At 72.5% G+C, this 10,194-nt stretch carries 7 protein-coding genes; 6 read left to right on the forward strand and 1 reads right to left on the reverse strand.

The window, feature by feature from the left end:
- Positions 1–83: 83 nt before the first annotated feature.
- The 6 genes from ACT4N7_RS13775 (at position 84) to ACT4N7_RS13800 (ending at position 8,158) form a co-directional block, all read left to right on the forward strand.
- On the forward strand, positions 84–959 hold the full coding sequence (locus tag ACT4N7_RS13775) for a helix-turn-helix domain-containing protein (RefSeq protein ID WP_444829088.1): 876 nt from the start codon (positions 84–86) through the stop codon (positions 957–959).
- Entirely contained in the window at positions 946–1,191 is a 246-nt protein-coding gene (locus ACT4N7_RS13780; protein WP_444829089.1) for a DUF397 domain-containing protein, read from the forward strand. Before ACT4N7_RS13775 ends, ACT4N7_RS13780 begins: the two co-directional genes overlap by 14 nt.
- A 134-nt stretch (positions 1,192–1,325) precedes the next feature.
- The gene (locus tag ACT4N7_RS13785; protein WP_444829090.1) at positions 1,326–3,551 is read left to right on the forward strand and encodes a hypothetical protein; all 2,226 of its coding nucleotides are present in this window, start codon (positions 1,326–1,328) and stop codon (positions 3,549–3,551) included.
- A 5-nt stretch (positions 3,552–3,556) separates the two neighbouring features.
- Positions 3,557–4,531, forward strand: a complete 975-nt coding sequence (locus ACT4N7_RS13790; protein WP_444829099.1) for an AAA family ATPase — start codon at positions 3,557–3,559, stop codon at positions 4,529–4,531.
- 276 nt (positions 4,532–4,807) lie between these two features.
- Positions 4,808–5,953 (forward strand): DUF58 domain-containing protein, encoded by a 1,146-nt coding sequence (locus ACT4N7_RS13795; RefSeq protein WP_444829091.1) that lies wholly within the window; start codon positions 4,808–4,810, stop codon positions 5,951–5,953.
- 153 nt (positions 5,954–6,106) lie between these two features.
- On the forward strand, positions 6,107–8,158 hold the full coding sequence (locus ACT4N7_RS13800; RefSeq protein ID WP_444829092.1) for a transglutaminaseTgpA domain-containing protein: 2,052 nt from the start codon (positions 6,107–6,109) through the stop codon (positions 8,156–8,158).
- A gap of 53 nt (positions 8,159–8,211) precedes the next feature.
- Here the strand turns inward: ACT4N7_RS13800 and ACT4N7_RS13805 are convergent, their stop codons facing one another.
- The gene (locus ACT4N7_RS13805; protein WP_444829093.1) at positions 8,212–9,981 is read right to left on the reverse strand and encodes a protein kinase domain-containing protein; all 1,770 of its coding nucleotides are present in this window, start codon (positions 9,979–9,981) and stop codon (positions 8,212–8,214) included.
- Between the last annotated feature and the right edge of the window lie 213 nt (positions 9,982–10,194).

Below are 10,194 nucleotides of genomic sequence, written 5' to 3' on the forward strand. Positions count from 1 at the left end.
CAAGTGGTACCCAGACGGTAAAAGAATAATCCAATCGAGTGAAGATTCCCATCCCCACACGGGCAATCACTTTACTGGTACCCATGGACTACCGCGAACCCACGGTCCGCAGCCGCGAGTTGGGCGACGGAATGCGCAGGGCGATGAAGGGTGCCGGTCTGAACGGCAAGCAGACCGCCGCGAAACTGGGCTGGTCGGACAGCAAGTTGTCCCGGATGCTGTTGGGCGCCCGGGGAACGTCCGAAGTGGACGTCGCCTCGTTCCTGGGCGTGTGCGGGGTGAAGGGCAAGGAACGCGCGAGGCTGCTGGACCTGTGCCGGGAGCAGCATTCGCGAAGCTGGTTCCAGCAGTACGGCTCCCGCCTCCCCAAGCAACTCCGCACCCTGGTCGACCACGAGGACCAAGCCCTGACCATGGCCGGGTTCGAGTCGGTGTTGATTCCGGGGCTGTTGCAGACCGGCGACTACGCCCGCTCGATCATTCGCCGCAACGCGAACTTGCCGCCGGACGAGGTGGACGAGCGGGTGATCGCCAAGCTCGCCCGGCAGCAACTGCTGAGCCGGGACAAGCCGCCCCACTGCACGTTCTACGTGCATGAGTTCGCCTTCCGGTTGCCGGTCGGCGGCGCGGCCGTGATGTCCGAGCAGTTGCACTACTTGCTGCGTATGTCCGTTCGTCGCAACGTGACCCTGCGGGTGGTGCCAGCCAGTTTCGGCGCGCACGCGGCGATGGCTGGGACCTTCAGGCTGATGGAGTTCCCCACCTTCAAGCCGATCGTGTACCTGGACAGCGAGACCTCCAGCCTGTTCCTGGAGCGACCCGAGGAAATTGCCGCCTACCAGGGCATCTTGGCGGCCCTGGCTGACACTGCCCTGAATGAGGGACAATCGACAGAGCTGATTGCCACACTGGCAACCGAGCTCTACGCGGATCGAGAGGACAACGATGAACGTGCGTGAGCCGGGCGGTCTGACCGGGATCGCCTGGCGCAAGAGCAGTTTCAGCTCGGCCAACGGCAACTGTGTCGAGATGGGGTGGCGCAAGAGCAGTTTCAGCTCGGCCAACGGTGACTGTGTCGAGGTCGCGCCCATGGTCGCGGGCGTCGCGGTCCGGGACTCCAAGCAGAACGACGGGCCGACCCTCGCCTTCCCGCAGACCGACTGGCGGGCCTTCCTCACCGACCTCGCCTGACCGCGAAGCCTGACCCACGACCCCTGGCCGCGGTGCGATCGCGAACGATTTCCCGGCGGCGCGCCTGAACGGTCGGTTCCGACCAACGCTGTCGTCCGGTCGGGATACGATCCCCGCGGCCAGGGAGAGTGCGCATGACTGTGGGGCACAAGACTGTGGGGCAGTGGACGGTGGGGCAGCGAGCGGCGCGAATCAGCCGCCGGATCTTCGGCAGGCGTGGGCGCGAGTCGGCGAGCTTCGGCGCGGCGGCGCTCGGCGTCCTGCTGCTGGCGGGCGCGGCCCTCGGCACCGGGATCGCCCGCACCGCCGTCGAGGTCTCCGACGGCCTGACCTGGCTCGGCGACGACGAACGCGGCGAGGTAGTGCAGGTCAACCCGGCGTCCGGCAAGCCGGAGACGCGCCTAGCGGTCGCGGGCGGCGACGCCCAGCTCGACATCATCCAGCGCGACGGCACCCTGGTCGTGCTCGACCGGCGCACCGGGCAGATCACCGTGATCGACCTGTCCACCCTGCTGGCCAGCGGCCGCAGGCAGGCGCCCGCGGGCGGCACCAGCAAGGTCCTGCTGGCCGCGGGCCGCCTCTACATTGTCGACCGCGCGAACGGCTCGGTCGCCAACGCCGACCCGGTCACCCTGGTCGACCTCGGCCCGCCGTGGCTCGCCGGGCAGCCGCTCGCCGACGCCGTGGCCGACGAGGACGGCCTGCTCTGGGTGGTCGACCACGGCGGCAACCTGCGCGCCCTGGAATGGTCAGACGACGACCGCAAGTTCGTGGAGCGCTCGAACCGCTCGGTGTCCGGCGCGGGCCCGCGTACTGTGCTGGTGCCGCACCGCCAGGGCGTCACCCTGCTGGGTCTGGAAGGCGGCGTCGTCCTGCGCGACGGCACCGGCCAAGACCTCACCGCCACCACCGGCAGGCAGCCGGGCGAGGTGCTCGCCGCGCAGACCAGCCCCTCCGAGCTGACCCCCGCGTCGATTCCCGACGCGGGCACCGTCGTGCTGGTCGCGGGCGACCAGGTGCTGCGGGTGGACGTGGCGAGCCTGGGCTGTGCGCGGCCCGGCCGCCCGGCGGTGTTCCACGACCGGATCTACGTCCCGTGTCTCGGCGCGGGGAAGGTCGTCGTGCTCGACCGGTCCGGCAACCGCGCGGGCCCCGACGTGCGCACCACCGGCACGGGCGATCCGCAGCTCGTGTTCGACGACGGCAAGCTGTTCATCAACACCCCGGGCGCCGAGCAGGGCGTGATAGTCGACGCGGACGGCACTACCCGGTCGGTGGTGATCCGCAGCCCCGAGTTGCAGGTCACCGACCCGGACCGGTCGCCGCCGCCGTCGCCGCCGAGCCCGCCGCCGCCGAACCCGAACGAGCCCACGCGCACCCGGCCGAACCAGCCGCGCCCGTCCGCGTCGAACCCACCGCTCGGCCCGGAGAGCAGCGGCCCGGGCACCCCGGTGACCACGACGTCGGAACCGCGAGCGGGGTCCGTGCCTGGCCGCCCGCCCGGCGTGTCGGTGTCGCTGGTGTCGCGGGACGCCTCGGCTGTCGTGGTGACGGTCAACTGGGGCGCGTCCGCCGACAACGGCGCGCCGATCACGGGGTACGCCGTGGCGGCCACCGGCGGTTTCGCGGGGTCGACCCTGTTCAAACAGGTCACCGGCACCTCGACGCAGTTCTCGATTCCGTGCGCGGGCAGCCAGTTCTGCCTCAACGGCAGGCTCGACGTCACGGTCACGGCGACCAGCCAGGCGGGCGCGGGCACCGCGGGCACCGCCGCGTGGAGCGTCCCGCCCGCGGGCGGCACCACCACGGTCGCGCCGCCCCCGGTGACCACGACACCCCCGCCTCCAGTGACCACCACCGCGCCGCCGCCACCGCCGGTGACCACCACGCCGCCGCCGCCACCCCCGCCGCCGCCGCCCGCGAGCGTGCCGACCGCGGGTGCGGTGGTGATCACGGGTGTCGCGCCGGGCAGTTACGAGCGCAGGCTCACCCTCACCCCGCCCGCGGACTGGGCGGGCCACGACGGCGCGTGCGAGGTCGTGAACAAGACATGGGATTACACCGAGTCGATCTCGTGCTCGGCGACGTCGGTGACGATCAGCGTGGATGAGGGCGGCAACCAGATCGTGGTCCGCGCGCACGCCCGCGACGGCAGCCGATCGGTCGACTCGGCCCCCCGGAGTGTCTTGCAGCGGCCCGAAACCGAGCCCTGCCCGGGCGGCAGGATCTGCCAGCAGCCGCGGGTGGCCAACGAACTGTCGTCCGGCCCGATGGTCGGCGTGGGCATCGGACTGCTCGCCACCGCGCTGCTGCTGCGGGCAGGCGGCCGACGCGAAGACGGGGAGACCGACGACTCGTGACGACCATGACGGGCCCGGCGATCGGCGAGCACGAGATCGCCGCGTTCCGCACCCTGCACGGCCGCGTCGGCGACGCGGTGGAGACCGCGCTGCGCGGCAAGCGGTCGGTGATCGACCTGGTGCTGGTGTCGATGTTCGCGGGCGGCCACGTGCTGCTGGAAGACGTGCCCGGCACCGGAAAGACCACGCTGGCGCGGGCCGTCGCCGGCGCCCTCGGCGGCCTGTCGCGGCGGGTGCAGTTCACCCCGGACCTGCTGCCATCGGATGTGACGGGCACCTCGGTGTACGACCCGCAGACCGGGCAGGTGCGGTTCCGGCCGGGTCCCGTGTTCGCCAACGTCGTGCTGGCGGACGAGATCAACCGGGCCGCCGCGAAGACGCAGTCGGCGCTGCTGGAGGTCATGGAGGAGCGCACGGTCACTGTGGACGGTGTCGGGCACACGGTGCCGGACCCGTTTCTCGTGGTGGCCACACAGAACCCGATCGACCTCGACGGCACCTATCGGCTGCCCGAGGCCCAACTCGACCGGTTCATGCTGCGCACGTCCATCGGCTACCCGGAACTCGACCAGGAGCTCGACGTCCTGCGCCCCGGCAGCGGCGCGGGTGCGGTCGGTGCGGTGCCCACGGTGACCAGCCCGCAGCAGGTGGCCGACTACGGCCGACGGTTGGCCACCTTGCACGTGGCCGACCCGATCCTGCGCTATATCACCGAACTGGGCGCCGCCACCCGCGCGGACTCCCGGCTGCGGTTGGGCGCCAGCACCCGCGGCCTACGCGCACTGGTGCGCTGCGTGCAGGTCTACGCCGCCGCCCAGGGCCGCCACTTCGCCATCCCCAGCGACGTCCAACGCCTCGCGCCGCCGGTCCTGGCGCATCGGCTGGTGCTGACCCGGGAGGCGCTGCTCGCCGGGGGAACGACGGATGAGGTGCTGACCGAGGTGGTGGCGACCGTCGAGGTACCCCGCCCGACACCGTGATGGCCTGCCCCCGGTCCGGGCTGGAATGGGCCGAAGAGTCCTTTGAGGACAGTATCGGCTTCGGTGCCGTGGTCCGCCCGGGTTGGCTGGTCCCTTGGGGGCGGCGTGCTGAGTCACGATCCCGTCCGGCTGCCGTTGAGTCCTTTGAGGACAGTGTTGGCTTCGGTGCCGTGGTCCGCCCCGGTCGGCTGGGTCCCCTGGGGGCGGCGTGCTGAGTCACGGTCCCCGTCCGGCTACCGTTGAGTCCTTTGCGGACAGTGCGCGGGCGGTGTCGGGATGAGCCGGGTGCGGCCGACCGCGCGGGGTGTGGGCGCGCTGGTGCTCGGGGTCCTGCTGACCACCCTGGGGCTGTGGTGGCGCTACCCGGGGCCTGCCGCGCTCGGGATCGCGTTGACCCTGATTTCCTTGGTGGGGCTCGGTTCCGCGTTGCTCGCCGCGCCCGTGTCGCCGACCCGGACCGTCCGGCCGCGCACGGTCCACCGGCTCGGCGTCTGCACCGGCACACTGGAGATCACCAGCGTCAGCAGGCGGCTGCCGGTGCTGCTCGACGGCACCGACGAGGTCGCCGGTGAGCCCGTCGCCGTGGAGATTCCGTTGTTGGGGCCGGGTGAACGGGTCAAGGTCGAATACCGCATCCCCACCGAGCGGCGCGGCGTGCGGCGGGTCGGTCCGCTGACCCTGCGCCGCCGCGGCCTCGCAGGTCTGGCCGAGTCGCGCACGAGCGTCGGCGAGATCATCGAGGTCCGGGTCGTGCCGCGCGTGTTACCCGTGCGCGGACTGCCCCCGGGCGCGCGCCGCGGCCAGATCGGCGCCGACGAGCGCGTCGAACGCGGCGGCACCGACCTGGTCGGCCTCCGCGAATACGTCCCCGGCGACGACCTGCGCCGGCTGCACTGGGCCACCAGCGCGCGCACCGGAACCCTGATGATCCGCGAGGACGCCGACCCGGCCCGCCCCCACCTCGCCGTCCTGCTCGACGACCGCGCCGAGAGCTACCCGCTGGCCCGCCAGTTCGAGGATGCGGTCGAGGTCGCCGCCTCCTTGGTCAATGCCGCCCTGGCCGACGGCCATCCGGTGCGCCTGCTGTCGTCCTCCGGCACGGTGGACGTCGAGGTCCCCGGCGGCGCGGCCGACGCCGACGCCGGACCGGTGCTCGCCGCCCTCGCCGACCTCCAGCCCACGGCCACGTCCGGCACGCAGTCGGTGCCCGCACGGGACCTCGACGTCGTGGCCCTGGTGTCCGGCACGGGCGCGGAGTTGTCGCCGCTGCTGCTGGAGGCAGGCCGCGCGTCGGTCGGCGTGCTGCTGTTGGTGGACGCCGATGCCCCGACCACGGTATCGGCGATGGGCACCGTGCTGGTGCTGCGCGCCCCCACGGCCGAACCCCTCCTGCACGCCTGGGACACGGCGGTAGCCCGATGACCCCGCCCCGCCGATCATCCGCCTGCCGTGTGCCAAGGTCCGTTTCTCGGCCGACGGCGGCCAGATGAGCACGCAGCGCGGTTCGTCGGCGATGCGCCGGTCGAGCGTTGACGGCACTCCCATCGGCGCGGCGCCAACGTTTGCGGGGGCGCGATGAGTGTGTTGCGGGCCGGATGGTCGGTGGCCCTGCTGGTCCTGGCCTCGATCCCACTCGCGACGGGATGGGCGGGGGGCTTGGCCTGGGCGTTCTTCGCGGGAGCCGTGGCGGTCGCGTTCGCGGGCGTGATCGCCGCGCGAGCCGCGAGACTGTCGAGTGAGTTGATCTTGTTCGGTCTGGTCGTGCTCGGCCTGCTCGGCGGCTACCTGGTCGCGCGGAGCGCCATCGCGGGCGGGCCGATCGAAGTACTGCGCGACTCGGTGCCCCGGCTGCTGACCGCCGCCCGGCCCGCGCCACCCACCCCGGACCTGCTGATGCCCGGCGTCCTGCTCGCCTTCTGTGTCGCGGTGGTCGTCGCCGTGTCGGTGGCGGGGGGCAGCCGCGCGCTGGTCGCGCCGCCCGCTGGGGCTGTCGTGCTCTACACCGCGGGCGCGCTGCTCACCGCCGGTCGGGCCGACCCGCGCGGCCTGGTGGCGCTGGCGGTTGTCGTGCTGGCGACGGCCGGGTGGGTGCTCATCGACCGCGCGGAGACGGTCAAGCGTGCGCCGGTCGGGCCGGCAGTCGCCGTGCTGTCCGTGCTCGCCGCCGCCGCGCTGATTGCCGGCGTGCTGCCGAATCGCGACGCGTTCGAGCCGCGCGAGCTGGTTCAGCCGCCCGTGACCGACATCGCCGTGGCCAACCCGCTACCCCGGCTGGCGGCGTGGGCGGGCGCCGCCGACACCGAACTGTTCCGGTTGCGCGGCCCCGAATTACCCGTCCGCCTCGTCGCCCTCGCCGACTACACCGGCGCCGCCTGGCAGGCGTCCTCGCTCTACGGCCCGCTCGGCGCCGTCGCCCCGCCCGACCTGCCGCAGGGCGGGCGCGTGCAGCGGGCCGAGGTCGAGGTGACCGTCGGCGCGCTCGACGGAAGTTGGCTGCCCACAATGGGAACGCCGACATCCACCAGCCTCGGCGACGTCCTCGTGGACCCCGATTCCGGCTCACTGGTGCTGCCGCGCGGCCTCGCCCCCGGCCTGACCTACGACCTGAGCGGCACCGTCGACCGCCCGAGCGACGACGACCTGGCGGGCGCCGCCGTGCCGGGCGGCCCCGGAATCCGGCGCTACCTCGACCTGCCGAACCTCCCCTTCACCCTCGCCTCCTACGCGCGCCAGAGCATCGCCAACGCCCGCACGCCGTACGAGCAAGCTGTTGCGCTGGAACAGGTTGTGCGGATCGACCGCACCCCCGACGCCTCGGCGCCGGTCGGCTCGTCCTACGCGCGCGTCGAGCAGTTCCTCTTCGGTCCGGCGGGCGATCCGGGCGCGGGCAAGGGCACGGCCGAGCAGTTCGCGACCGCGTTCGCCGTGCTGGCGCGCGCGGTCGGCCTGCCGACCCGGGTCGTGGTCGGGTTCCAGCCCGTGCCCGAGGGCCCGGACGGCTACCGCGTGGTGCGCGGGATCGACGCCACCGCGTGGCCGGAGGTGTACTTCGCGGGCTGGGGCTGGGTTCCGTTCGACCCGGTGTCTGGAACGGACAGTGGCCCGAGCGCCGCGTCGAAGCGGGAAGTGCTCAACCGCTTGGCATCCACCACGGCCAAACCGTCCACACCCGCGCTCGCCGGGCCGCCGCTGGTGGTGCCGACCACGCCACCGCAGGTCGACGCCGCGCCCGCGCCGGTCGCGTCCCGGACCTGGATTCTGCTGCTCGGTGTGGCCGCGCTACCGGTGCTGGCGCTCATAGTGTTGGCCGTCCTGCGAGCCGCACGACGCGCACGACTGCGCCGCGCGGGGGCGCCGGGGGCGTGGGCGTATGTGCTGGATCTGTTGCTGCTGGCCGGAAGGCCGCCCGCGCGGCACCTCACGGCCCCGGATGTCGCCGCCCTCGCACCCGACCCCGCGCGCCGACTCGCGGATTTGGCCGACCGGGCGGCATTCGGTCCAGACCCAGCGCCCACCGAGGACGCGTGGCGGTTGGCGCGGCAGGTGCGGGCGGCGCTGCGTCGGATGGTGCCGTGGTATCGACGGATCTTCTGGGCGGTCGACCCGCGTCCGTTGTGGCGCCGCTAGTGGTTGCGACCGGAGATCCACCGAGACCCCCGGCGAATCTCCGGTCGTGACCACTAGTTTCGGATCGCGCACACGCGCGCTGACGCGCCGCGCTGGGTGGCGGGGTCGTCCAGGCCGATGGCGACGAGTTGGTAGCAGTACTGCTTGATCTTAGGGTCGAGGTCGGCCACCAGGTGGCTGGTCACCCCGGCCGCGATGCTGGTCACCGGTTCCGGCTTGGCGTTCTGCGCGGTGACGTCGTAGAGCACGAACTGCGCGCGTCCGCCGGTCGGGTCCGACCAGAACACCTCGATGCTGCTTCCGGTGTCCGCCAACCGGTTCAGCACTGGCGCGATCTTCGGGTCGCCGCCCTGCGGGATGCCCGTCGCCGTGGTGGTCGTCGGTTCGACCGTGGTGGTGACGGTAGTGGTGGGCGGAGCGGCGGCGGGCTCGCCGCCCCGGTTGGTGAGCACACCGATCGCCACGCCCGCGACGACGGTCACGATGGCCGCGACGGCGAACACCAGGCCGCGCCGCGGTTTCGCTTGGGGGGCAAGGGTTTCGTGCGCCCGCCGGTCGGTTGGGTCCGAATCGGACAGATCCCAGTCGGGGTCCGGTGGCGCGAAGTGCGCAGGCGCGCGGACCGGCGCGGCCACCGGCTCGACCGGCGGCAGATACGGTTCGGCGGCGGCAGGCCCGAAGTCGGGCAGCACGGGCCCGGCGGCGTGCCGCACCGTCAACTCCGCCAGGTTCCCCGTCATCGTGCCGCGCGGTTCGTCGGTTTTCGTTGGTGGCGCCGGAAGTTCCGGCTCTAAGATGGGCTCGGGCGGCCGCGGCCCGAAGTCCGGCACCGACGTCGGTCCGTCCGAGAAGCGCTGGGTGTGGTCGGGCCGCGGCGCCATCGCGGTGGCCTCATCGTCCACAGTGGACGAAACGGCGGTTGGTTCCCACTCGCGTGTGCCCACTGTGGACAGTGCGGAGCGCAGCGCGGCGGCGTCGGGGAACCGGCGTTCGCGCTGCTTGTGTAGGCACCGTTCGATCACCGCTGCCAACTCCGGCGGCACGTCCGGCCGGGTCAGCCCGCGTGGCTCGGCCGAGCGGATTCGGCCCAGGTACGGCAAGACGGTGTTCTCATCGGGATTGTCCGACGCGAACGGCGGCACGCCTTCCAGCAGGGTGAACAGGGTCGAGCCGAGCGACCACAGATCGTCGGCCGCCGCGGGCGCCCCACCGTCGATCATCTGCGGCGCGGCATGCCGATAACTCACCATCTGCAGCGATGCCGAATGCCCCGCGTCCGCCCCGCGCGCGATCCCGAAATCGGCCAACACATAGGACGTCGGCAACACCAGAATGTTCTGCGGCTTCACGTCCCGGTGCAGAAACCCTTGCCCATGCGCGAAAGCCAGCGCGTCGGCCACGGCCATCCCGGCGGCCACCACCTCGGCCACCGGCAGCGGACCGTGCTCGCGCAGTCGGTCGTGCAGCGAACCGAGGTCGTAGAACTCCATGACGATGCACGGGCGCCCGCCCGCGACGGTGCCGGTGTCGAGCACGGTGATGATGTGCGGGTGCTGGCGGCCGAGCCGGACGGTGATCTCCAACTCCCGCCGGAAACGCGCCAGCGTCGCCGGATCGTCGACCTGCAACACCTTGACCGCCACATCGCGCCCCAGGCCGACCTGCCGGGCCCGGTACACGGTGCCCTCGCCCCCCTGGGCGATCAGCCGAAAGTCGCGATAGCCGGGCAAACTCAACTCGGCAGCGGTGGTGGCGGGTTCCGGGGCGGACGTGGGCTTCGGCCCCCAGGCGAGCAGGTCGTCAGCGTCCCCCTGCCCGTCCACCAAGGTCCGCCCATCTGCCTGGCACCGCCCGCCGCGGTGCTTTCCCGCCGCATGGTAACGGCCAGGTCAGCCGCGCGGGACCAACTCCACCACGCCCACCGCTTGAGCCTACTGGCGACCGTGCCCGCCCACCCAAAGCCCCGCCCACCCAAAGCCCCGCCCACCCAAAGCCCCGCCCACCCAAAGCCCCGCCCACCCAAAGCCCCGCCCACC

This window comes from Actinokineospora sp. (assembly GCF_052390155.1).
Lineage (GTDB): Bacteria > Actinomycetota > Actinomycetes > Mycobacteriales > Pseudonocardiaceae > Actinokineospora.